Genomic DNA, 23,346 nt, shown 5'->3' with positions numbered 1-23,346 from the left:
GTCAGAACGGTTAATATCTTATAAACCATTACTTATCAAAAAGTTAAGTTGTTTTTTGTCTGTCGTATGACCTGGCGGACAGGGTCTATGCTTAATAAAAGGCGCTCAATATGACCATTTGTTGGAAAGCCCCTGCGGTTAAGGGGTTGAAGTGATAATCATTATCACTAACATGCTGTTATATCCTGGTGATTTAGAACGCGAGGTAACTCTATGGAATTGCATTCAGACACGTTTAACCCGGAGGACTTCCCCTGGCAAGGGCTGACGCTAACGCCAGCGGCGGCAGCGCACATACGTGAGCTGGCAGAAAAGCAGCCGGGCATGTTGGGCGTGCGGTTAAGCGTAAAACAGACGGGATGTGCCGGATTTGGCTATGTTCTGGATACCGTTCGGGAGCCGGATAAAGACGATCTGGTTTTTGAAGCCGAAGGCGCAAAGCTTTTCGCACCGTTACAGGCGATGCCTTTTATTGACGGAACAGAAGTGGATTACGTACAGGAAGGGCTGAACCAGTTATTTAAATTTCATAACCCCAAAGCCCAGAATGAATGCGGCTGCGGCGAAAGTTTTGGGGTATAGGCGGTACTATGTCTCGTAACACTGAAGCAACGGAAGAGGTCGGCATCTGGACAGGCGGACGCCTTAATTACAAAGAAGGATTTTTCACGCAACTACCCACTGATGAACTGGCAAAAGGCATTAGCGAAGAGGTGGTGCGCGCGATTTCCGCAAAGCGTAACGAACCTGAGTGGATGCTGGAATTTCGTCTCAATGCCTATAGAGCCTGGCTGGACATGGATGAACCGCACTGGCTGAAGGCGCACTACGATAAACTGAACTATCAGGACTACAGCTATTACTCTGCGCCATCATGCGGAAACTGCGACGATAGCTGCGTTTCCCAGCCGGGAGCCGTACAGCAAACGGGCGCGAATACCTTTTTGAGTAAAGAGGTTGAAGACGCCTTCGAGCAACTTGGCGTTCCGGTTCGCGAAGGGAAAGAGGTCGCCGTCGATGCGATTTTTGACTCGGTCTCCGTAGCGACCACATACCGTGAAAAACTGGCGGAACAGGGCATTATTTTCTGTTCTTTTGGCGAAGCGATACACGATCACCCTGACCTGGTCAGGAAATATCTTGGCACCGTCGTGCCGGGGAACGATAACTTTTTTGCCGCGCTGAATGCGGCAGTCGCTTCCGATGGGACATTTATCTATGTTCCCAAAGGCGTGCGTTGCCCAATGGAGTTATCCACCTATTTTCGCATTAACGCCGAGAAAACCGGTCAGTTTGAGCGCACGATTCTGGTGGCGGATGAAGGCAGCTATGTGAGTTATATCGAAGGCTGCTCCGCGCCCGTACGCGACAGTTATCAGCTCCACGCCGCGGTAGTGGAAGTCATCATCCATAAAGATGCTGAAGTAAAATATTCCACCGTACAAAACTGGTTCCCGGGCGACAACAACACGGGCGGCATTCTGAACTTTGTGACCAAGCGGGCGTTGTGCGAAGGGGAAAACAGCAAGATGTCGTGGACCCAGTCGGAAACCGGTTCGGCGATTACCTGGAAATACCCGAGCTGTATCCTGCGCGGTGATAATTCTATCGGCGAGTTCTATTCCGTTGCGCTGACCAGTGGACATCAGCAGGCTGACACCGGCACCAAAATGATCCATATCGGTAAAAACACGCGCTCAACCATTATCTCAAAAGGCATTTCCGCCGGCCACAGCCAGAACAGCTACCGTGGGCTGGTAAAAATTATGCCGACGGCAACCAACGCCCGAAATTTCACCCAATGCGACTCCATGTTGATTGGCGCGGACTGCGGCGCGCATACGTTCCCGTATGTTGAATGCCGCAATAACAGCGCGCAGCTGGAGCACGAGGCGACAACATCACGCATCGGTGAAGATCAGCTTTTCTATTGTCTGCAACGCGGCATCAGCGAAGAAGACGCTATTTCGATGATCGTCAACGGTTTCTGCAAAGACGTTTTCTCGGAACTGCCGCTGGAGTTTGCCGTTGAAGCGCAAAAACTGCTGGCGATTAGCCTTGAGCACAGCGTCGGTTAATGATGAAGGAAAACCCATGTTAAGCATTAAAGATTTACAGGTCAGTGTGGAAGAAAAAGCGATTTTGCGTGGCCTGAATCTGGAGATTCGCCCCGGCGAAGTTCACGCCATTATGGGGCCGAACGGTTCCGGGAAAAGCACGCTCTCCGCCACCCTGGCGGGACGTGAAGATTATGAGGTCACCAGCGGCTCGGTTACGTTCAAGGGTAAAGATCTGCTTGAACTGTCGCCGGAGGAACGGGCGGGCGAAGGGATTTTTATGGCCTTCCAGTACCCGGTAGAAATCCCCGGCGTCAGTAACCAGTTTTTCCTGCAAACCGCGCTGAATGCCGTGCGCGCCTACCGCGGGCAGGCGTCGTTGGATCGCTTTGATTTTCAGGATCTGATGGAAGAAAAGATCGCATTGCTGAAAATGCCGGAAGATTTACTGACCCGTTCGGTAAACGTCGGTTTTTCCGGCGGGGAGAAAAAGCGCAATGATATTTTGCAAATGGCGGTGCTGGAGCCGGAACTGTGCATCCTTGATGAGTCTGACTCCGGACTGGATATCGATGCGTTGAAAATTGTGGCGGAAGGCGTCAACGCGTTACGCGACGATAAACGCGCTTTTATTATCGTGACCCACTATCAGCGCATACTGGACTACATCAAGCCTGATTACGTCCATGTCCTCTATCAGGGGCGAATTGTCCGATCCGGCGATTTTACTCTGGTCAAACAACTGGAGGAGCAGGGTTATGGCTGGCTTACCGAACAGCAGTAAAGCGCTACAGCAATGGCAGCATCTCTTTGAGGAAAAAAGAGAAAGTCGAACTGAGCAGGCAAGACAACATTTACAACAGATGTTACGTCTGGGATTGCCGACGCGTAAACATGAAGACTGGAAATACACGCCGCTGGAGGGCTTAACCCATAGCCAGTTTATCCAGCAGTGTGCGACTATCAGCGCCGCACAGCGTGATGCGCTGGCGCTGCAAATCGATGCCGTGCGGCTGGTGTTTGTCGATGGTCGGTTTATGCCAGAGCTCAGTGATAGCACGCAAAACAGCGGATTTGACGTTAGCGTCAGGGATGAGCGCCAGACGCTTGCCGCGCCGGTACATCCCGAGGTTTTTCTGCATCTGACGGAAAGCCTGGCACAATGTGTCACGTATATACAGGTACGGCGAAATCAGCGTCCGACCAGGCCGCTACTGTTAATGCATATCACGCAGGGCGTGGATGGCGACGAGCTGAACACCGCGCATTATCGCCACCATCTGGCGCTGGCGGAAGGCGCGGAAGCGACGGTTATTGAGCATTATGTCAGCCTTACAGCGGCAAAACATTTTACCGGCGCGCGTCTGACGATGAACGTTGCAGACAATGCGCAACTGCGTCATATCAAACTGGCGTTTGAAAATGCGTCCAGCTATCACTTTGCGCATAACGATCTTCTGCTGGCGACAGACGCCTCGGCGTTTAGCCACAGTTTTCTGCTGGGCGCCGCAGTACTACGTCACCACAGCAGCTCACAACTGAATGGTGAAAACGCGACGCTTCGACTGAATAGTCTGGCGATGCCGGTGAAAAATGAAGTCTGCGATACGCGGACATGGCTGGAACATAACAAAGGCTACTGTAACAGCCGCCAGTTGCACAAGACCATCGTCAGCGACAAAGGACGCGCGGTCTTTAATGGCCTGATTAACGTGGCGCAACACGCCATTAAAACCGACGGCCAGATGACCAATAATAACCTGTTGTTGGGGAAACTGGCTGAAGTCGATACCAAACCGCAATTAGAGATCTATGCCGATGACGTGAAGTGCAGCCACGGCGCGACGATCGGGCGTATTGACGATGAGCAGATGTTTTATCTGCAATCACGCGGCATCAGACAGCAGGAGGCGCGGCACATGATTCTTTACGCGTTTGCCGCAGAGTTAACGGAAGCTATCCATGATAGCGCCCTTAAACAGCAGGTGCTGGCGCGAATCGGCCAGCGACTGCCCGGAGGCCTGGTATGACATTTCCTGTAGAAAAAGTACGGGCGGATTTTCCCATACTGCAGCGTGAAGTTAACGGCCTGCCGCTGGCTTACCTGGACAGCGCAGCCAGCGCTCAAAAACCTAATCAGGTGATTGATGCTGAATCTGCCTTCTACCGTCACGGCTATGCTGCGGTACATCGAGGTATCCATACGTTAAGCGCGCAGGCGACCGAAAGCATGGAGAATGTGCGTAAGCAGGCGTCGAGGTTTATTAACGCCCGCTCCGCAGAAGAACTGGTGTTCGTGCGCGGTACGACGGAGGGCATTAACCTTGTCGCCAACAGTTGGGGAACGGAAAATATTCGCGCCGGGGATAACATTATCATCAGCGAGATGGAGCATCACGCCAACATCGTTCCCTGGCAGATGCTGTGCGAGCGCAAAGGCGCTGAACTGCGCGTGATCCCGTTGCATCCTGACGGTACGCTGCGGCTGGAGACCTTAGCTGCGCTGTTCGATGACCGGACCCGACTGCTGGCCATTACCCATGTTTCCAATGTGCTGGGGACGGAAAACCCACTGCTGGACATGATTGCGCTGGCGCGCCAGCATGGGGCGAAAGTGCTGGTGGATGGCGCCCAGGCCGTGATGCACCATGTTGTTGACGTCCAGGCGCTGGACTGCGATTTTTACGTTTTCTCCGGCCATAAACTTTACGGGCCGACCGGCATCGGCATTCTGTATGTTAAAGAGGCGTTGCTGCAAGAAATGCCGCCGTGGGAAGGGGGCGGGTCGATGATCTCGACCGTCAGTCTGACGCAGGGAACGACATGGGCGAAAGCGCCCTGGCGTTTTGAGGCGGGAACGCCGAATACTGGCGGCATCATCGGTCTCGGCGCGGCGATTGACTATGTGACGTCGCTGGGACTGGATAAGATTGGCGATTATGAGCAGATGCTGATGCGCTATGCGCTGGAGCAACTGGCGCAGGTGCCTGATATCACGCTGTATGGTCCGGCGCAGCGATTGGGCGTCATCGCGTTTAATCTGGGTAAACACCATGCTTACGACGTCGGCAGCTTTCTTGATAATTACGGTATCGCGGTACGAACGGGACATCACTGCGCAATGCCGCTCATGGCCTGGTATGGCGTGCCGGCAATGTGCCGGGCTTCGCTGGCGATGTATAACACCCATGAAGAAGTGGACCGACTGGTGGCAGGATTAACGCGTATCCACCGCTTATTGGGATAACAGTGAGGTTTTATGGCTGCGCTACCGGATAAAGAAAAACTGCTGCGTAACTTTACGCGTTGCGCTAATTGGGAAGAGAAATATTTATATATTATTGAGTTGGGGCAGCGCCTGGCGGAGTTAAATCCGCAGGATCGTAATCCGCAAAATACGATTCATGGCTGTCAGAGCCAGGTGTGGATCGTGATGCGGCGAAACGCCAGCGGCATTATCGAATTGCAGGGCGACAGCGACGCGGCGATCGTTAAGGGCCTTATGGCGGTGGTATTTATTTTGTACCACCAAATGACGGCGCAGGATATTGTGCATTTTGATGTCCGGCCATGGTTCGAAAAAATGGCGCTTGCGCAGCACCTCACACCTTCTCGTTCTCAGGGGCTGGAAGCAATGATTCGCGCAATTCGCGCTAAGGCCGCCACTCTTAGCTAAACTGTACAGACAGCGTTCTACCTGATGTCAAATCCTTTGTCGGACGGCGACGTCGCTTTATCCAGAGTGGACAGAGCGTGTATTTTGTTATTCTGATAAGCGAAACGCTACCAGTCGTCGCAGAGGGCATCACCAGGAATACAGGAGGTTTGGTATGAAACGTGCGTCTTTCATTACGCTAACTATTATCGGCGCGTATAGCGCGTTACAGGCAGCCTGGGCGGTTGATTATCCATTACCGCCCGAAGGCAGCCGTCTTATTGGTCAGAATCAAACCTATACCGTACAGGAAGGTGATAAAAACCTGCAGGCTATCGCCCGGCGTTTTGATACAGCGGCGATGCTCATTCTTGAAGCGAACAATACGATTGCGCCGGTGCCTAAGCCCGGTACGCTAATTACCATTCCCTCGCAGATGCTATTGCCGGATGCGCCCAGGGAAGGCGTTATCGTCAACCTCGCGGAGCTACGGCTGTATTATTACCCGCCGGGAGAAAACCGCGTTCAGGTGTATCCCATCGGCATCGGTTTGCAGGGACTGGAAACTCCCGTCATGGACACCCGGATAGGGCAAAAGATCCCCAACCCGACGTGGACGCCGACGGCGGGCATACGCCAACGTTCGCTTGAGCGAGGGATCACGCTGCCGCCGGTGATCCCTGCCGGGCCAAATAACCCGCTGGGACGCTATGCGCTGCGTCTGGCGCACGGTAATGGGGAATATCTCATTCATGGCACCAGCGCGCCGGATAGCGTAGGTCTGCGCGTGAGTTCCGGTTGCATTCGCATGAACGCGCCGGACATCAAAGCGTTATTTGCGCAGGTCAGAACGGGGACGCCGGTAAAAGTGATTAACCAGCCGGTGAAATTCTCTGTCGAGCCGAATGGCATTCGTTATGTAGAGGTACACAGGCCGCTATCGCCGGAAGAAGAGCAAAACGTGCAGACGATGCCCTACGTGTTGCCTGCGGAATTTACCGCGTTCAGAAACGCGCAAGGGGTGGATAGTCGCCTGGTCGATAAGGCGCTATACCGGCGAGCCGGGTATCCTGTCAGCGTGAGCGCCGGGCAGACGCCAGCGGTAAATACGACCGCAGTCGAATCCGCTCAGAACGGTTTTGTCGGGGAAGAGGGGCAAACGCGCGTCACGCAGTAGCCTTCGCGCAAACGACGGACAAAAAAATGGCGCACGATGTGCGCCATTTTATATCGTGCGTCAAATTATTTACAGATGCGGAATACTTTGTTGTCCAGACGTTGGTTCGCGCGAGCAGCATCGTCTTTAGCAGCCTGAACGTCGGAACGCATTGCATTTACGTCATTACTCAGTTGCTCAACTTTAGCGCTCAGCGTCTGTACATCGGAAGACAACTGATCGATTTTAGCGTTGCTGGAACAACCTGCCAGTAACGTGGAACCCAGAACTGCTGCACCTAAGATCAGCTTGTTAGTACGGGTCATAATAATATCCTTATATTATGAGTGGTTATGTGGGTAAAGAAATGGCGCACGATGTGCGCCATTTTATATCGTGCGTCAAATTACTTACGGACGTGGGATGCTACTTTGTTGTCCAGACGCTGGTTCGCGCGAGCAGCATCGTCTTTAGCAGCCTGAACGTCGGAACGCATTGCATTTACGTCATTACTCAGTTGATCAACTTTAGCGCTCAGCGTCTGTACATCGGAAGACAACTGATCGATTTTAGCGTTGCTTGAACAACCTGCCAGTAACGTGGAACCCAGAACTACTGCACCTAAGATCAGCTGGTTAGTACGGTTCATAACAATAACATTATACTTTGTGTGGTTATGTGGGTAAAAAAAATGGCGCACGATGTGCGCCATTTTTATTACGCAGGTACTATTACTTACGGTATTTAGTAGCCTGGTTGTCCAGACGCTGGTTAGCGCGAGCTGCGTCGTCTTTAGCAGCCTGAACGTCGGAACGCATTGCGTTCACGTCGTTGCTCAGCTGGTCAACTTTAGCGTTCAGAGTCTGAACGTCAGAAGACAGCTGATCGATTTTAGCGTTGCTGGAGCAACCAGCCAGCAGAGTAGAACCCAGGATTACCGCGCCCAGTACCAGTTTAGTACGATTCATTATTAATACCCTCTAGATTGAGTTAATCTCCATGTAGCGTTACAAGTATTACACAAACTTTTTTATGTTGAGAATATTTTTTTGATGGGAATGCACTTATTTTTGATCGTTCGCTCAAAGAAGCATCGAAATGCATGAAAGTCCCTAAAAAACCGAAAGAAAACAGGGGGCTTCCATCGGATTCTTCTTAGATAATCCGCAATTAGATAGTAAAATCCGATTTGATTTTTTTATTAATAGTGGCTATCGATTAAATAAAAAAAGCGCCGGAAGGGCGCTTTTTTAAACAAATTAATTCACACAACAATTATTACAGTACGTGAACAGAGGCGGTGTTAGTGGTGCCGCTTGGAACCAGCGCGCCGGAGACCATCACTACGACGTCGCCTTTCTGGGCGAGGCCGCTTTGCAGGGCGACATCTTTGCCCAGACGGTAGAAATCATCAGTAGAATTGATTTCTTTCACCAGCTGCGATACCACGCCTTTGCTCAGTACTAACTGACGGGCGGTCACTTCATTGGTGGTCAATGCCAGGATGGTGGCGTCCGGGAAGTATTTGCGCACGGCGCGAGCGGATTTACCGCCCTGGGTCGCTACCACGATCAGCGGCGCTTCCAGTTTTTCGGCGGTTTCTACCGCGCCGCGGCATACTGCTTCCGTAATGCGCAGTTTACGGCTGTCGTTGTTGTAGTCCAGACGGCTGTTCATGACGCGGTCGGTACGTTCGCAGATGGTCGCCATGATAGAAACGGCTTCCAGCGGGTATTTCCCTTTTGCGGATTCGCCGGACAGCATAACCGCATCCGTACCGTCGAGGATGGCGTTCGCAACGTCGCCTGCTTCTGCGCGGGTCGGACGCGGGTTTTTGATCATAGAATCCAGCATCTGAGTCGCGGTGATCACGACTTTACGTGCGCGGATACATTTTTCGATCATCATTTTCTGCGCAAAAATCACTTCTTCAACCGGGATTTCTACGCCCAGGTCGCCACGCGCAACCATGATGCCGTCGGAAGCTTCGAGAATTTCATCGAAGTTGTTCAGGCCTTCCTGGTTTTCGATCTTAGAGATAATCTGGATGTTTTCGCCGCCGTGGGCTTTCAGATGCTCGCGAATTTCGACAACGTCAGAACGTTTACGGATAAAGGACGCCGCAACAAAGTCAACGCCCTGTTCGCAACCGAAGATCAGGTCCTGTTTGTCTTTTTCAGCCAGCGCCGGCAGAGCAATAGAAACGCCCGGCAGGTTAACGCCTTTGTTCTCGCCCAGATCGCCGTTGTTCAGCACCTTACAAATGACTTTATTGCCTTCGATGGCGGTCACTTCCATACCGATCAGACCATCGTCAACCAGGACGGTGTTGCCAACGCTCAGGTCGCTGGTGAAGCCTTCATAGGTGACGGCAACGATTTCATTATTACCGACCACGGATTTGTCGGTGGTAAAAGTGAAGGTTTGACCCGCTTTCAGCGAAACGTCGTTACCGCCTTCCAGTTTAATGGTGCGGATTTCTGGTCCTTTAGTATCAAGCAGAATAGCGGCTTTTTTACCAGTTTTGCTCATCACGTTGCGCAAGTTCTGGATACGCTGACCGTGTTCTGCATAATCGCCATGAGAGAAGTTCAGACGCATCACGTTCATGCCCGCGTCCAGCATTTTGCTTAACATCTCTTCGGATTCGGTTTTCGGACCGATAGTACAAACAATTTTCGTCTTTTTCATGACAGTCTTAGTCTTTAAGTTGAGGAGGATATGGAAATCTGGCTTCGGGCGCGCACGGCCCGGAAGCTAAGCCTGTGTTGCTAAAGTGATGATGCCTCGCTCTAAGGATAGGTGACATCGAAAGAGCGTGCAGAGGAATGTGTGCTCGCGTTTCAGCCCAACGGGAAGGGGATAATTTTAGTCGTTGAGTTTTACAGTCCAATGCGCTGAAACCATTCAAGAGACAATTGGCGCGCATTATACGCTGAAATTTACAAAAAAGGAAAATGAAAACCCTGTTTCAAAAGACATCTGTGCAGATCCACAACGGTTTGTTATTACGCTGTTTACGATGTCGCTGGCGATAACGCCGCCCGAACAGGGGCGGCGTTGCGCAACAGTGGGTGTTGTTGCGCATAATGTCAATCGAGCAACTTTTTGCCTTCCAGGTCGATGGCGATGTTTTGGTTATGTGCTTTTCGATAGCACAGAATCGCTATCCCGATCGCCGCCCAGCTAATTCCGAGTATCAGAGCGTGAATGTTCATGTTTAAACAGACGTAGCCGATGACGATCATCCCCATGATCGGCGAAATGACATGGGCGAAAATGCGCCGCTGGGCTTTCATCCGGAAATTGAACAGGATAAACACACACAGGTTCACGACAAAAAAAGCGAAAAGCGCGCCAAAGTTCACCAGCGTGGAGATAGACTCAATCTTGCCGGAAAACAGGTAGCTGAGCAGCAGGGTGACGCCGCCGGTAAACAGAATGGCATAATCCGGCGTTTTACGCGTGGTATGGACGTGAGCGAGGAAGGCGGGCAACATTCGGTCGCGCCCCATTGAAAATAGCACTCTGGACACCGCCGTTTGCGCGGTAATAATGTTGCCGACGGCGCACACAAACGCCACAATGATGGAAAATGCCACTTTGAGCCAGATACCGCCAACGTTGCCGGCAATGGTGAAAAATGCTTCATTCGTCGCATTACCTTCCGCGAAGCGGTCGACATTACCGGTGGCGAACGCCGCAAACGCCACAACGATAATAAACAGTACCGTCGCCAAAACTAACGCCAACAGCGTTGCTTTACTGACGGCGCGTCCCCCGCCTTCGCTTTCTTCACTTAATGTACTGATAGCGTCAAAGCCGAGAAAGTTCAGCGCAGCCACCGAAATCGCCGTCGCGATGAGCCCTGGGGTGAACCACTGTGAATCGAAAAAAGGCCGGAAGGAAAGCGTTATCTGACTACTGTCCAGCAGCATCAGACGGACAATGAGTAGCACGAAAATCGCCAGAATACCGAGTTGAATAAAGACCAGTAACTTATCGAATTTCGCCGTTTGCTGTATCCCGAGATAGTTGACTCCGGTGCCGATAGCCACATAAATCAACGGCCAGACCCAGACCGGGATTTGCGGTAAAATAGCGTGGACCGCGACGCCGCCCAGCACTGCCACGAGCGTAGGGAACAAAAGATAATCCAGCAGTAATATCCATCCGGTCAGAAACCCTACGGCGGGATTAATGCATACGCCAGCATACGCATAGGCCGAACCCGACGAGGAGATATGCTGCGATAAGGTAGAGTAGCTGTACGCGGTAAAAAACATCGCGATCGCGCCAATAATATAAACCAGCGCAACCATACCGTGCGAAAGATTATAAACGACGCCATAAAGAGAGACTGGCGCGATAGGCACCATAAACACCAGACCATAAAGCACTAAATCGGTAAGAGACAATTTTTTGACTTTTTTCATGATAAATACCTTAATGGCTTTTTATGCCAGATCGCGTAAAAACGCGCTTACCGCTGCGAGGCAGGGCGCGATATTTTCTTCATGCGGGTTATGGCTGCTGCCGGGAATAGTGACCGCGCGGCAGTCTGAAATGTGAGAGAGAAGCGGAGAGACGACGCGCTCGGTTGCCTGATCGTTTTCGCCGCGTAGTACCAGAACAGGACAGCGTATCTGGCACAAATGGGGCGTAATATCCCAGTCGGCAAGTTTGCCATTTGCCGCCAGTTCATTGGTTCCCCATAAAATGTGATAACCCGTAGGGTCGGCGGCGAACTGCGCATTAGATCGCTGAACATGAACGGCTTCTTCCGCGAGGGTATAAACGTGTCTGGCATAATAAGCGACCAGCTGTTCCGGTGGGTTTTGATAAATGACGGCGGGCATAATGACGTTTTTGATATCGTCATCGGACATTGGCGTCAGAGCGTTAAAGAGCCGTATGGCTTCCTGTTGCCACAGGGCGATACTGGCCGGCGAACTGGCCAGTATCGTCCCGCGAAGCCCGGCAGGCTGTAAGCAGGCGTGCTCTGCGGCAAGCATTCCGCCCCAGGAATGTCCCAGTATCGAATACCCGTGTCCAATACCCAGGTGATGAATTAATTGGGTTAATTGACGGAGATAACGCGCAATAGTCCAGAAAGACGCGTCAGCATGAGGAAAATGCGTTGAACGACCGCAGCCATATTGATCGTAAAATATTACCATGCGCCCGTCATCAGCCAGACGGCGATAATTTAATAAATAATCAAAGCCGCCAGAAGGGCCGCCATGAAGGATAATGAGCGGCGTGAGTAATGATTTTCTGTCTCCATAAATCCGATAGCTTGTCAATATGTTTTCAGAAAACATTTCGCCATAGAGATAAGTATCATTCATATTCTTAATGACTCAGTGTGTGGCAGGGCAGGCGAAATTTATATTCGCCTGGGTAATATTATTTTTTTATTGCGTGTAAAACATTACACCAGAAGGTGGCGTAATGTTCCCATTGCAGAAACTGCGGGCTTCCCCAGTGCGGCGAACAATCACTGGCAAAGCAACATACTTTCCCTTTATGGTAAGTACCCATAACTAACAGTGGATCGCCATTAATTTCAGCAAGGACTTGACTATTTTCTTTGGCGATAAGCTTGTTATAGCCCAACAGCGGCGGCCATTCGCTAAATGGCTGGGTAATAACATGCTCTACCGCAGTATTTACTGCTTTACATCCTTGCGGTAGTTCTACGCGGTCATCTACATCCAGCATATCAACCGGCAATACCTCTGCCAGAACCGTATTTTTATAATTGGCTTTTGCTTCTATTCCCATAAAGGATAAATACCCGCCGATCATCAACAGACCGCCGCCCTCAGCAACATAATCGGCGATAAGTTGTAATGCATCAGGAATAATGTCCATATTATAAAACGTTCTGTTTTGTAACAGGAACGTATTGCTACCGATATCACTGATGACGATCGCATCATAGCAGGCTAATGCTTCGGCAGTTTGTGGAAAACGAGTTTGCACAATATGGGCAGGCATGTAGTCTACATCGATATTACCCTGGCGCAAGCAGGATAATAAATAGTCTGCGCCTTCTTCATATTTGCTCGATGTAAAGCTATCAAAACCTTTAGAGTGAATCATATGAATGTGCCATGATTCGCCAATAAATAAAATTTTCATTATGTCACCTGTTAATTAATGTTAATGACTTTATTAGATTGGGTACGCATTCGATGTAAAACCTGCAAGTGCTGAGGCATACTCGACGCACCGACTTGTTCCACCGCCAGAGAAGCGAAAGCGGAGGCATATTGAATGGCTGCGACCATATCTGCTTGTCGCGCCAGCGCGGCGGCTAAGGCGCCATTAAAAGCGTCACCGGCCCCGGCGGCATCTTTTACCACGGCGCTCCACGCAGGAATATACAATGTGCGGGCGAGCTCACAGAGCAGAGAACCACGGGCGCCAAGGGTAATGATGACTTTTTTCACCCCGGATTGCAGAATAATATTTCCGGCTTTTTTCGCATCATTAATATCAGTAATGGTTACGCCGGATAAAAAAGAGGCTTCAGTTTCATTCGGCGTGATGATGTCAATATCAGATAATAAATGCGTCACCTGTTTCGTATAGGGGGCAGGATTCAGCATGATCATTTTATTTTCTTGTTTGCCCAGACGAATAAATTCAGTCAACGCTTCAATGTTCGTTTCGAGCTGCATTAACATAACGTCAGACTCGGCGATATAACGGTGTTGCTCGTTAATCTCTTGCGTGGTGAGCATCATATTGGCGCCAGGGTAGATGGCGATAATATTATCGCCATCCACGGCGGAGACATAGATCAATGCGCTACCGGTGGGCGCTTTATCTGTTTGATACGCGCTGTATGAGGTGATGCCTGATTGAATAATATGATTCATAGCAAATGCGCTGAACTGATCTTTGCCCACTTTAAAAATAAAATGTGCCGCAGCGCCGGCATTGTTTGCCGCTAAAGCCTGGTTGGCTCCTTTACCTCCAGGATAGAATCCAAATTGACTGGCCAGAATGGATTCTCCGCTTTGTGGAAACCACGGCACGGTTGCTGAAACATCAATATTGAATGAGCCTAAAACACACACCTTGCCTGCTTTTTTTGGGTTTTCCCGGCGCAGTTTTGCATCCTGATGGATTGGCGTGGCGATAGTGCTGGAGATATCAATCTTATTTTCAGTGATAAGCTTACTCAGCGCGTCACGGTTTAAAATCCCTCCGCCATAGCAACGCTGAAGCATACCTGATTTCTGGAAATAGCGTAGATCGGAACGAATAGTCTCCTGGCTAACCTTATAAAGGTCTGAAAGTTTACTGACGCTAACACTATTATCCTTTATCAGTAAATTAATGATGGCATGACGTCTTTCTTCTTTAAACATATTGCCTCCGGGTAGTGAGTTGAATTGTATTTATGGCAATGTTGTCATGCGGTGAATTCAATCACAGATTATGCGGTCAACCGGAAGTAACCCCAAATGAATGTCAATAATCAGAAGCGCAGCCAATGTGTTAAATATTAATTGCTTACAGAAGGGGAAAATAGTTTTGTGAGTGTTGTCATATATTTTCTATGTAATATGACAGGGTGAACGTAAAATAGTTGGGCTTGCACGATTCAGTGAGTATATGCAGCCGGACAGCGTTCGCTTATCAGTCGCTACCCTCGACGAAATAAGACGATATCGCTCTCCGGCCCTGGGGTTATATACGCTCGATTTTTGCCGGCAGCCCCTGACGTACCGCCGCACCGGAAACCCAGTCGAGCCAGGTGTTGGTAATGGTTCTTGTCGGATCGGCAAAGCCCAGATCGTTAAGATTTATGCCTGCCCTGATTTGTGGATCATACGGCATAGGCACGCCATCCAGAGAGTGCTGCGTTGCGCCCATCTCGCGGTGGCCATATCCGTGTTCGATGGCGATGACGCCTGGCATCACGCCATTTAACAAACTGATTTGCGCCACGACCTGACCGCCCGGCGTAATGATCCGTACCCGATCGCCATGTTGCAGTCCATAACGCTCGCCGTCTTGCGGATTCAGCGCCACCAGGTTTGCTGGCTTCACATGGTGTAAGCGCGGGATGACGGCTGTTGAGCTGGACATGGTATTTGATTTAAATGAAATCAGTTTCAGCGGCCATTGCCCAATGGGAAACTGGTCGTCAATCGCACGACCATCTGACAAACGCGCCGGATACCAGACCGGGCAACCGCTGAAGCGCTCCCCGGTGATGGCGTGACGGTGGGCGGCGACATCTGCATTCCAGATCTGTAAGGGTTTTTTCCACGCGTTACCTAACCGTTGCTCCGTATAGCCGCTATCCTCGGGCGCAAACCGGCCGCCACGCGAGTAGATAAACGCCACGCGACCGACCTCATCAGCTTTAAGCGTGTGCTGAATTGCTGGCAGAATGCGGCTGACGCCGGTAAGCGAAATATCTTCCTGATTTGCCAGCGCGACCGGCGTCTTGCCCATAAAGGCGATATTAGCGGCTACGCGCAGATAGAAGTCTTCCGCCCGGTTCAGTGGAAAAGTATTGCCCTGCGGATCGGTTATCGCCCGGTCGCCGAAGCCGGGCAGATGGAGCCGTTTTGCTACCGCAATACAAAATGCTTCCATTGAGACAGGTTGCCCGTCCGCCGTGCGGTGAGTGGCGGGGGCGACAACCGGCCAGCGGGCGGTAGTGGCTTTACTGGCTACGCCGCCCCAGGGCGCCGTAAAGCCCCAGCTCTCAAAATTGTGCGTATCCGGCACAATGTAATCCGCCAGAGCCGTCGTTTCATTCATAAAGGCGTCAATCGCGATAAAGAGCGGCAGTCGGCGAGGGTCTTTTAGCTTTTCTTCCGCCACGGCGCGTAGACCGGGAACACCGTAAAACGGGTTGCTCATATTGGAAATCCAGGCTTTAAGCGGATAAGGATAGCCTTCGAGCGCGGAGGTCAACAGTTCGGTAAGCTGGCCTGCCACAAAGGGATACCACGGCGCTTTGGCTGGATAAGGGGATTGCCCACCGGCAATTTTGTCGCGGTATTCTTCCGATGCTTCATAAGCGGTTTTGCTACGGGCAATACTTAACCCGGACGGTTTCACTTTTCCGGCAAAACTATTCATGTTGTAGCGGGGGCCGTCGCTAACGCCGTTGAATTTGCCGCCGCCGACAAAGACGCCGCCGGACAAGCTGAGGTTGCCGATCAGCGCGTTAAGCATCATGACCGACCAGGCGTTATAAAACCCATTGCCGGCCATCATGCCGCCGTGACTGATGACCGCGGCTTTACGTCCGTGACTGGTAAAGGTTTCCGCCAGCGCGATAATTTGCGCTTCCGGTACGCCGCACTGTTCGCTGTATTGCGCCAACGAGAGCTTTTCTGCCGCCTCTTTCAGGCGTTGCAACCCGCTCTTCACCGTGACCCGTTGGCCGTCGGCGAGCGTAACGTACTGCGTCACGAAAAGCCGTGCCTGTCGGCAAGTGGACGCATCGACCAACTCGCCGTCGGTATTCAGCACGACAGGGGTCTCTTCGCCATCGGGCGTAAGATGGCGCAGCGTCAGGTGTTGTCCGGCAAGCGTCGGCAGTTCATCCGCAATGACCAGGTGCGTGGCGTTGGTCCAACTTTGCTCGCCGGCCTGCTGCATAGCCTGTACGCCGGGAATCGCCAGATAATCAGCATTATAACGTTCATTATCCATGATCCAGCGGATCATCCCCATTGCCAGCGCCGAATCGCTGCCGGGCATGACCGGTTGCCAGCGACCGCGAGGATCGGCGAGCACCGTTGATAAGGGGAGGGCGGGGGCGACCACGACGTATTGAAAATTCTCACGCAGCCGGGCGCTCGCCAACTGACGCGCCTGGCGTTTAAACGGATTGCCGGACTGTGCCGGGGAGGTGCCCATAAAGAGCGCAAACTGCACGTTTTCCCAGTCGGGTTTGACATGCGGGTTTTTATCCAGATCGCCCATCAATGCCCCGGAGCCGGCCCGGTAAGCCAGTCCACAGTAGGCGCCATGCGCGCCGAAATTCTTGCTGCCGAAGCTATTTAGCGCAAAACGACGCAGAAACGCATCGCGGCCTTCGTCGCTGGTATTCGTGACCAGTAACTGATTGGTTTTGGGCCCGAAACTGGGGTGCTTTGCGTCAATTGGCGTATCCGGCGCATGAATAGCGCGCAGTCCGTCCACATGACCTTCGCCAAACAGATCGCCGCCTTCCACGACTTCTTCAATAAGTTGCTCAAAGCTGATGCGCTGCCATTTCCCTTCGCCGCGTTTACCCACGCGTTTCATCGGTTCAAGCAGTCGTAGCGGACTGTACAGGCTTTCCAGCAGCGTGGCGCCGCGCGCGCAGGCGGTTGAGCGGGCGTCAAGACCGCTTTCTCCCGCCAGTTGCTCCATGGCTTCGCTAAAAGGGACGGACGAGTCAATCGGGTGTTCCTGCGACAAGGGGTGATAGGGATTGCCGGCGATGCGTATCACTTTGCCATCGGCATTAACCCGGGCGCGGATACCGCACTGTGTCCAACAGCCGAAGCATTGCGTCATGGCGATGGTTTGTTGTGGATTTTGCTGCCAGTGCGTTTGCGCCTGCGCCTCCGGAATTAACGCATTGCCAAAGATGCGGTCGCGCGTTACCTTGCCGGATGTCCCGTTTAACAGGCCATCAATTGCGCGTTTCGCCACATCACGGTAGCTCAGACCAAAAGTGACCATCCCACCGACGGCGAGACCGACTTTTAGCCACTGACGACGGGTTAAATTAGCCATGTTGTAATCTCCTGGTGAGTCCGTTCAGCGTTTCACGAATAATAATCAGTAGCGCTATCCACAGGCCGAAGGTGCCGAGAATAGCCAGCCAGCCATCCGTTCCGCCTGGTAACGAGTAAGGGTTAAATTGCGCGTTGAACTTGGGGACGGTTTGTACCTGAATCAACAATGTCCAGCGCATCAGCCAACATAGCGCCAGCGCGCTGAGAACCAGCAGGACGCGTCTTAGCTGTGATAACGGATGGCGTAGCGCCAGGCTACAGAACAGCAGTGTGCATACCCACAGCGCTACCCAGCCGACAGCGTAATATTTGGCTGACAGGGCGACGGTAATCCACTGACGGATTGCCGTGCCAGAAAGCGTATCGCCGCTAACCCACATGGCCACAACCAGCCCCAGCGCCGCCAGCGTCCAGATTTGTCCCCACAATATTTTTGGCAGCCTTACCGAGTCGCGTCGGGCGGCGACAATCATCAGCGCGAAGAACGCCTGTAAGGCGCTAAGAAACATCGCCACGGGGAAGGCGTAGCTAAACCAGATTGGGCGCGCCAGCACAACGGAGACTTCGCGGCCGGTATAAATCAACAGGCCCACCGCGCAAAGCGCGCTGGCTAACGCCAACCATTTAGTGACGTTGTAACTTTTATTGAATAATCGTTTAATCTGCTGCGCCAGGAACCACAGAGCGAGAAATCCGGTAAACAGCGGCAGGAATAACGCTCCCCAGGGCATCCACGACCAGGGCGTCGGCCAGGCATAGAAATGCCAGACGCGGGCGGTCTGGTGCAGATCCGCCGTCAGCGCCAGCGGTGCGGTAATCGCACAGGTAATGGCAATCAGTAATGCCCGATTTTCTTCTGTTGCGGCGTCTTTTTTCCGCCAGTGAAGATAACAGGCAAACAGTGCGGCGCAGGCGGCAATGCCAATAAAAAAGAAATATTGTACCGCCCACGGCAGCCAGCTAATGTCCTGCGGGTGAGCCAGCACTTCTTCAATGATGAGTGAATGCGTCATTCAGACCTCCTGCCAAAGCGCGGGCTGCGCACGGCCCATTAATGGGGTGACAAAGGCGTCGTCCAGACCCAGGTAGAAAACATGGGGCGACGTGCCGTTTTCCGGCTTTAATACCTTGATAGCGTCGCGATGCTGATGAAGCATGGTGGCGATGCGGCTATGGGGATCTTTGATATCGCCAATAATACGCGCGCCGCCGACGCAGGACTCTACGCAAGCGGGTAACAGTCCGGCTTCCAGACGATGGACGCAAAACGTGCATTTATCGGCAGTTTGCGTTTCATGATTGATAAATCGGGCGTCGTAAGGACACGCCTGAACACAATAGGCGCAGCCGACGCAGCGTTTGTTATCCACCACCACAATGCCATCTTCCCGCTGAAAGGTGGCTTGTACCGGGCAGACCGGCACACAGGGGGGGTTATCGCAATGGTTGCACAGACGCGGCAACAGCACATTCGTGACTTCCTGACTACCTTCACGCTGGACCTGGTATTGGTTCACCGTCGTACGAAACGCGCCTTGCGGCGTTTGGTTTTCAATAGTGCAACTTACGGTACAGGACTGACAGCCGATACAACGCCGCAGGTCGATAAGCATGGCGTAACGGTGTCGGGGAGAGCCTTCATGCCGCTCCGGCGAAAAAGGAAATTTCGCTTCAGCCAGCGGAACCAGCGAGGCGCCAGCGGTCAGGACGCCAAGCTGCTGGAGAAATTGCCGTTTACTGCTGTCCATATTGACTCCCGTCCACATTGCCAACAATGAAACATTTGTCACGATGTTGGTTCATGTGTAATGAATAAAAAATGTTGATGATTTACAGTGTAAAAATCGAGACGGGGTGCGCTCTATTGTGGTTAACCACATACCCGGCTTGTTGTTGATCTAAAACAACATAATTGACAGGGATATTGGGGTGAGAGGTAAAACCGTAAGGCGCCTGGCGGTGTTGGCGGCAGTAGGGCTACTTTGTCATGGCGCGTGGGCAGGGACGTGGAATATCGGTATTTTGGCCATGCGCGGCGAGGCGTCTACGCGTAGCCACTGGCAACCGTTGGCAAAGACATTAAGCCAACAGCTTCCAGGCGAAACCTTTCATATCCAGCCGCTGGATCTGCATCAAATGCAGGAAGCCGTTAACCAGGGAACCGTGCAGTTTGTGATAACCAACCCGGCGCAATTTGTCCAACTGAACAGCCATGCGCCGCTGCGCTGGTTAGCTTCCCTGCGTTCCACGCGCGATGGGAAAGCGGTGAGTAATGTTATTGGCAGCGTGATTTTGACCCGGCGCGATAGCGGCATCACCACGGCGCATGATCTCATCGGTAAGACAGTCGGCGCGATTGATGCTCAGGCGTTTGGCGGCTATTTATTAGGCTATAAAGCGCTCAGCGACGCGGGCTTACGCCCGGAGCGCGATTTTCATCTTCGTTTTACCGGATTTCCTGGCGATGCCTTAGTCTATATGCTGCGCGAAAAAGCGGTGCAGGCGGCAATTGTGCCAGTGTGCCTGTTAGAAAATATGGATCAGGAAGGATTGATTAATAAAAAGGACTTTATCGCGCTGCTTTCCCGACCGACGCCCCTGCCTTGCTTAACCAGTACGCCGTTATATCCTGACTGGTCGTTCGCGGCGCTACCTGCGGTAAGCGATGCGCTGGCGGATCGCGTAACGCGAGCGCTATTCAACGCGCCCGCCGCCGCGTCATTTCACTGGGGCGCGCCTGCGTCCACCAGTCAGGTGGAAGCCTTGCTGCGTGATGTTCGTCAGCACCCTCAGCAGCGTCGACTGTGGCTGGATGTCAAAAGTTGGTTAATCCAGCACCAGCTAATGGTCGGTGGCGTGATTCTGGCGTTCCTGTTGCTCACGCTCAATTATATTTGGGTCATGCTGCTGGTGCGTCGACGCGGAAAACAACTGGAACGTAATAATGTAGTCCTTCATCAGCATGAGCGGGCGCTGGAAACCGCCCGGCAAATGAGCGTGTTGGGTGAAATGACCTCCGGGTTTGCCCATGAGCTTAATCAGCCGCTTTCCGCGATTCGACATTATGCCCAGGGGTGCCTGATTCGACTGCGCGCTGCAGATGAACAGCATCCCTTGCTGCCGGCGCTGGAGCAGATTGACCAGCAGGCGCAACGCGGTGCGGATACTCTGCGTAACCTGCGTCACTGGGTCAGCCAGGCGCAGGGCAACCCGGTGCTAACCGAAGCGTGGAAGGCCATAGCCATTCGCGAGGCGATTGATCATGTCTGGCAATTGTTGCGTATGGCGCAACAGTTTCCGACAGTGACTCTGCATACCGAGGTTAGCGCTGCGCTGCGCGTAACGCTGCCGTCAGTGCTGCTGGAACAGGTGCTGGCGAATATCATTCTTAATGCGGCTCAGGCGGGCGCCACCCATTTATGGGTCGTTGCTGAACGCACTGAAAACGGCATCAGTATCGCTTTACAGGATAACGCCGGGGGAATCGATGAGGCGCTATTACGTCAGGCGTTTCAGCCGTTTATGACCACCCGCAAAGAGGGGATGGGCTTAGGGTTGGCGATTTGCCAGCGGCTGGTGCGGTATGGGCGGGGCGATATCAGTATCAGGAACCAGACCGCGCCGGACGGTCTGTCGGGAACGGTGGTCACGATACATTTCTTACATGAAAATGGGGGCAGGGATGGCGACAATTCATCTACTGGATGATGATACGGCGGTCACTAACGCGTGCGCGTTTTTACTGGAAAGTCTGGGATATGACGTAAAATGCTGGACGCAGGGGGCGGATTTTTTGGCGCAGGCCAGTCTGTATCAGGCCGGGGTCGTATTACTGGATATGCGAATGCCGGTACTGGATGGGCAGGGCGTTCATGATGCGTTGCGCCAGTGCGGAAGTACCCTGGCGGTTGTTTTTCTTACCGGGCATGGCGATGTACCGATGGCCGTGGAGCAGATGAAACGCGGCGCCGTCGATTTTCTGCAAAAACCGGTATCGGTAAAACCGCTACAGGCGGCGCTGGAGCGTGCGCTGACGGTTTCATCGGCAGCGGTGGCGCGTCGTGAGATTATACTGTGTTACCAGCAGTTGACGCCGAAAGAGCGTGAGCTGGCCAGCCTGGTGGCAAAAGGATTTATGAACCGTGAAATTGCGGAAGCGATGAATATCGCGGTGCGTACCGTAGAGGTGCACCGCGCCAGAGTCATGGAAAAAATGCAGGCCGGTAGCCTGGCGGAACTGATTAGGCGTTTCGAAAAAATGGCCTCGCCAGAGACCAGAATACGAACAACGTATGAGCCATGAATAATAAACTGCGTTATTTCTTTGATTTGCATCAAATTTTGTTTAATTGAGAAGACTGTTATATTCTGTTGGTTTGAGCTGGCGACGAGTAAAACGTATGACAAAACCGACAAAAGATGACGAACTGTACCGCGAGATGTGCCGGGTGGTGGGCAAGGTCGTGCTGGAAATGCGCGATCTGGGGCAGGAGCCTAAATATATTGTTATTGCGGGCGTGTTAAGAACCGCGCTGGCGAATCAACGCATCCAACGTAGCGCGTTAGAAAAACAGGCTATGGAAACCGTGATTAACGCTCTGGCGCGGTCATAGCCGCTATCAGGGTGGCAATAACGAAATCGCCTTTGAATCGTCGCGATTGTCACCATGGCGGGCGGGTTGCCCGCCGTTAGCGATGCGCAGGGTTATCAGGTGATGGCTAAGCGCAGCCCTAATGTATCAGGGTACGGCTCAAAATAATTCTGGCTGCGTAGATAGTCATCCGGATGTTCCGCCAGATAGTGCTTCAGCAGCGTTAACGGTGCCAGGATAGGTAGTCGGCCCGCCCGGTAGCCGAGAATCACCTCGCGTAATTCCGCGCGTTGCCTGCTGTTCAACGCGCGGTGAAAATAGCCCTGGATATGCATCAGCACATTGGTGTGATTTTTACGTGAAGCGGGGTGGCGCAGGATAGCCATCAGTTTTTCTCTGTATCGGACAAAGAAGGCATCCAGATCGTCCCACTCATGCAGACGCGCGACGAAAGGGCCAATTTCGCGGTAGCCGGCCTGGTGGTGGGCGAGAAGCTGAAGTTTGTATCGGCTATGAAACGCGAGCAAACTGTGACGACTCAAGCCCTGCGCGCGTAGCGCATTTAATTCATGTAGCGCGAAGATACGTGCGATGAAATTCTCGCGTAGTACCGGATCGTGCAGGCGACCATCTTCCTCTATCGGCAGCCAGGGATATTTGTCCATCATCGCGGCGGTAAACAGCCCCGTGCCAGCTTTGCGGCCCCTGTTACCCTTTTCATCATACAGGCGAACGCGCTCCATTCCGCAACTGGGCGATTTTGCACACACAATAAACCCCGCCAGTTCGCCTATTGTTGGCAGAAACCGATCGGCAAAGGCATTCATTCGCTCGGTGACGTCATCGTGCGGGGCATGGCTATAGCGCATCCGAATGTCGCCACAGGTCGTCTGGATAAGACGCAGCGCAGGGCGGGGCACGGGCAGGCCGATCGCCACCTCCGGGCAGATCGGTTTGTAGGCCACCCACGGCGCCAGAGAGTTCATGACAAAATCCATACGCTTATGTCCGCCATCAAAGCGTACCGTGGCGCCAGTCAGACATCCGCTAATGCCGACTACGGGTTTGTTATTCATGATTCCCCCTTATTGAAAGTACGACGACTGACGCCAAT

The 23,346-nt window shown here is 52.6% G+C and carries 22 protein-coding genes; 10 read left to right on the top strand and 12 right to left on the bottom strand.

Annotated features, from left to right (window positions below; all coding sequences use genetic code 11):
- Positions 1-213: 213 nt before the first annotated feature.
- The 7 genes from sufA to J4617_RS04475 all read left to right on the top strand — a co-directional run bounded on the left by sufA (position 214) and on the right by J4617_RS04475 (position 6,889).
- Entirely contained in the window at positions 214-582 is a 369-nt protein-coding gene (sufA, locus tag J4617_RS04505; RefSeq protein WP_000418970.1) for a Fe-S cluster assembly scaffold SufA, read from the top strand.
- Positions 583-590: 8 nt separating this feature from the next.
- The gene (gene sufB / locus J4617_RS04500; protein WP_000089383.1) at positions 591-2,078 is read left to right on the top strand and encodes a Fe-S cluster assembly protein SufB; all 1,488 of its coding nucleotides are present in this window, start codon (positions 591-593) and stop codon (positions 2,076-2,078) included.
- 16 nt (positions 2,079-2,094) lie between these two features.
- Positions 2,095-2,841, top strand: a complete 747-nt coding sequence (sufC, locus tag J4617_RS04495; RefSeq protein ID WP_017465450.1) for a Fe-S cluster assembly ATPase SufC — start codon at positions 2,095-2,097, stop codon at positions 2,839-2,841.
- On the top strand, positions 2,816-4,087 hold the full coding sequence (gene sufD, locus J4617_RS04490; RefSeq protein WP_000907941.1) for a Fe-S cluster assembly protein SufD: 1,272 nt from the start codon (positions 2,816-2,818) through the stop codon (positions 4,085-4,087). The genes sufC and sufD overlap by 26 nt, the downstream gene beginning before the upstream one ends.
- Positions 4,084-5,304: a cysteine desulfurase SufS gene (gene sufS / locus J4617_RS04485; protein WP_017465451.1), complete on the top strand. Its 1,221-nt coding sequence runs from the start codon at positions 4,084-4,086 to the stop codon at positions 5,302-5,304. Before sufD ends, sufS begins: the two co-directional genes overlap by 4 nt.
- A 12-nt stretch (positions 5,305-5,316) precedes the next feature.
- Complete coding sequence (gene sufE, locus J4617_RS04480; protein WP_017465452.1) at positions 5,317-5,733, top strand: cysteine desulfuration protein SufE; 417 nt, start codon at positions 5,317-5,319, stop codon at positions 5,731-5,733.
- 154 nt (positions 5,734-5,887) lie between these two features.
- A complete protein-coding gene (locus J4617_RS04475) occupies positions 5,888-6,889 on the top strand; it encodes a L,D-transpeptidase family protein (protein ID WP_000817060.1) in 1,002 nt (333 codons plus the stop codon).
- Between the two features lie 65 nt (positions 6,890-6,954).
- On the opposite strand, the gene J4617_RS04470 is transcribed toward J4617_RS04475, so the two are convergent.
- The 11 genes from J4617_RS04470 to ttrB all read right to left on the bottom strand — a co-directional run bounded on the left by J4617_RS04470 (position 6,955) and on the right by ttrB (position 19,388).
- Entirely contained in the window at positions 6,955-7,194 is a 240-nt protein-coding gene (locus J4617_RS04470; RefSeq protein ID WP_017465453.1) for a major outer membrane lipoprotein, read from the bottom strand.
- Positions 7,195-7,274: 80 nt separating this feature from the next.
- The gene (locus J4617_RS04465; protein WP_024137281.1) at positions 7,275-7,517 is read right to left on the bottom strand and encodes a major outer membrane lipoprotein; all 243 of its coding nucleotides are present in this window, start codon (positions 7,515-7,517) and stop codon (positions 7,275-7,277) included.
- Between the two features lie 82 nt (positions 7,518-7,599).
- Complete coding sequence (gene lpp / locus J4617_RS04460) at positions 7,600-7,836, bottom strand: murein lipoprotein Lpp (RefSeq protein WP_001082307.1); 237 nt, start codon at positions 7,834-7,836, stop codon at positions 7,600-7,602.
- A gap of 310 nt (positions 7,837-8,146) precedes the next feature.
- Positions 8,147-9,559 (bottom strand): pyruvate kinase PykF, encoded by a 1,413-nt coding sequence (pykF, locus tag J4617_RS04455; protein WP_000751447.1) that lies wholly within the window; start codon positions 9,557-9,559, stop codon positions 8,147-8,149.
- 401 nt (positions 9,560-9,960) lie between these two features.
- Entirely contained in the window at positions 9,961-11,304 is a 1,344-nt protein-coding gene (locus J4617_RS04450; RefSeq protein ID WP_000756089.1) for an APC family permease, read from the bottom strand.
- Positions 11,305-11,325: 21 nt separating this feature from the next.
- On the bottom strand, positions 11,326-12,219 hold the full coding sequence (locus J4617_RS04445; RefSeq protein ID WP_001000508.1) for a proline iminopeptidase-family hydrolase: 894 nt from the start codon (positions 12,217-12,219) through the stop codon (positions 11,326-11,328).
- Between the two features lie 58 nt (positions 12,220-12,277).
- Complete coding sequence (locus J4617_RS04440; protein ID WP_017466122.1) at positions 12,278-13,015, bottom strand: glutamine amidotransferase; 738 nt, start codon at positions 13,013-13,015, stop codon at positions 12,278-12,280.
- 11 nt (positions 13,016-13,026) lie between these two features.
- Positions 13,027-14,253: a PfkB family carbohydrate kinase gene (locus tag J4617_RS04435; RefSeq protein ID WP_000471810.1), complete on the bottom strand. Its 1,227-nt coding sequence runs from the start codon at positions 14,251-14,253 to the stop codon at positions 13,027-13,029.
- Positions 14,254-14,575: 322 nt separating this feature from the next.
- Positions 14,576-17,638 (bottom strand): tetrathionate reductase subunit TtrA, encoded by a 3,063-nt coding sequence (gene ttrA, locus J4617_RS04430; protein WP_017466121.1) that lies wholly within the window; start codon positions 17,636-17,638, stop codon positions 14,576-14,578.
- On the bottom strand, positions 17,631-18,653 hold the full coding sequence (gene ttrC, locus J4617_RS04425; protein ID WP_000149760.1) for a tetrathionate reductase subunit TtrC: 1,023 nt from the start codon (positions 18,651-18,653) through the stop codon (positions 17,631-17,633). Before ttrC ends, ttrA begins: the two co-directional genes overlap by 8 nt.
- Complete coding sequence (ttrB, locus tag J4617_RS04420) at positions 18,654-19,388, bottom strand: tetrathionate reductase subunit TtrB (RefSeq protein ID WP_001523928.1); 735 nt, start codon at positions 19,386-19,388, stop codon at positions 18,654-18,656.
- A gap of 181 nt (positions 19,389-19,569) precedes the next feature.
- Between ttrB and ttrS the strand changes: the two genes are divergently transcribed.
- From ttrS to fumD, 3 genes are all read left to right on the top strand, one after another.
- Entirely contained in the window at positions 19,570-21,348 is a 1,779-nt protein-coding gene (gene ttrS, locus J4617_RS04415) for a tetrathionate respiration histidine kinase TtrS (RefSeq protein WP_017466120.1), read from the top strand.
- A complete protein-coding gene (ttrR, locus tag J4617_RS04410) occupies positions 21,323-21,943 on the top strand; it encodes a tetrathionate respiration response regulator TtrR (RefSeq protein ID WP_000190927.1) in 621 nt (206 codons plus the stop codon). The genes ttrS and ttrR overlap by 26 nt, the downstream gene beginning before the upstream one ends.
- Before the next feature lie 97 nt (positions 21,944-22,040).
- Positions 22,041-22,253 carry a fumarate hydratase FumD gene (gene fumD, locus J4617_RS04405; protein ID WP_000165779.1) on the top strand — a complete coding sequence of 71 codons (213 nt, stop codon included), beginning with the start codon at positions 22,041-22,043 and terminating at the stop codon, positions 22,251-22,253.
- Positions 22,254-22,348: 95 nt separating this feature from the next.
- Here the strand turns inward: fumD and mlrB are convergent, their stop codons facing one another.
- Positions 22,349-23,308 (bottom strand): transcriptional regulator MlrB, encoded by a 960-nt coding sequence (gene mlrB / locus J4617_RS04400; RefSeq protein ID WP_001060729.1) that lies wholly within the window; start codon positions 23,306-23,308, stop codon positions 22,349-22,351.
- Positions 23,309-23,346: the final 38 nt, after the last annotated feature.

This window comes from Salmonella sp. 32010601201800023SM (assembly GCF_017572235.1).
GTDB classification, from domain to species: Bacteria; Pseudomonadota; Gammaproteobacteria; order Enterobacterales; family Enterobacteriaceae; genus Salmonella; species Salmonella enterica.
Note: the sequence above shows the minus strand (reverse complement) of the source record. Positions and strands in the feature narration are given on the sequence as shown.

Excerpts from the sequence above, each read along its gene's own strand:
- sufS (WP_017465451.1), top strand. The coding sequence starts at position 4,084 with ATGACATTTCCTGTAGAAAAAGTACGGGCGGATTTTCCCATACTGCAG.
- ttrA (WP_017466121.1), bottom strand. The coding sequence starts at position 17,638 with ATGGCTAATTTAACCCGTCGTCAGTGGCTAAAAGTCGGTCTCGCCGTC.
- J4617_RS04445 (WP_001000508.1), bottom strand. The coding sequence starts at position 12,219 with ATGAATGATACTTATCTCTATGGCGAAATGTTTTCTGAAAACATATTG.
- J4617_RS04435 (WP_000471810.1), bottom strand. The coding sequence starts at position 14,253 with ATGTTTAAAGAAGAAAGACGTCATGCCATCATTAATTTACTGATAAAG.
- sufE (WP_017465452.1), top strand. The coding sequence starts at position 5,317 with ATGGCTGCGCTACCGGATAAAGAAAAACTGCTGCGTAACTTTACGCGT.
- lpp (WP_001082307.1), bottom strand. The coding sequence starts at position 7,836 with ATGAATCGTACTAAACTGGTACTGGGCGCGGTAATCCTGGGTTCTACT.
- sufD (WP_000907941.1), top strand. The coding sequence starts at position 2,816 with ATGGCTGGCTTACCGAACAGCAGTAAAGCGCTACAGCAATGGCAGCAT.
- ttrC (WP_000149760.1), bottom strand. The coding sequence starts at position 18,653 with ATGACGCATTCACTCATCATTGAAGAAGTGCTGGCTCACCCGCAGGAC.
- sufA (WP_000418970.1), top strand. The coding sequence starts at position 214 with ATGGAATTGCATTCAGACACGTTTAACCCGGAGGACTTCCCCTGGCAA.
- J4617_RS04450 (WP_000756089.1), bottom strand. The coding sequence starts at position 11,304 with ATGAAAAAAGTCAAAAAATTGTCTCTTACCGATTTAGTGCTTTATGGT.
- mlrB (WP_001060729.1), bottom strand. The coding sequence starts at position 23,308 with ATGAATAACAAACCCGTAGTCGGCATTAGCGGATGTCTGACTGGCGCC.
- J4617_RS04475 (WP_000817060.1), top strand. The coding sequence starts at position 5,888 with ATGAAACGTGCGTCTTTCATTACGCTAACTATTATCGGCGCGTATAGC.
- sufB (WP_000089383.1), top strand. The coding sequence starts at position 591 with ATGTCTCGTAACACTGAAGCAACGGAAGAGGTCGGCATCTGGACAGGC.
- J4617_RS04440 (WP_017466122.1), bottom strand. The coding sequence starts at position 13,015 with ATGAAAATTTTATTTATTGGCGAATCATGGCACATTCATATGATTCAC.
- fumD (WP_000165779.1), top strand. The coding sequence starts at position 22,041 with ATGACAAAACCGACAAAAGATGACGAACTGTACCGCGAGATGTGCCGG.
- J4617_RS04470 (WP_017465453.1), bottom strand. The coding sequence starts at position 7,194 with ATGACCCGTACTAACAAGCTGATCTTAGGTGCAGCAGTTCTGGGTTCC.
- pykF (WP_000751447.1), bottom strand. The coding sequence starts at position 9,559 with ATGAAAAAGACGAAAATTGTTTGTACTATCGGTCCGAAAACCGAATCC.
- J4617_RS04465 (WP_024137281.1), bottom strand. The coding sequence starts at position 7,517 with ATGAACCGTACTAACCAGCTGATCTTAGGTGCAGTAGTTCTGGGTTCC.
- ttrR (WP_000190927.1), top strand. The coding sequence starts at position 21,323 with ATGGCGACAATTCATCTACTGGATGATGATACGGCGGTCACTAACGCG.
- sufC (WP_017465450.1), top strand. The coding sequence starts at position 2,095 with ATGTTAAGCATTAAAGATTTACAGGTCAGTGTGGAAGAAAAAGCGATT.
- ttrB (WP_001523928.1), bottom strand. The coding sequence starts at position 19,388 with ATGGACAGCAGTAAACGGCAATTTCTCCAGCAGCTTGGCGTCCTGACC.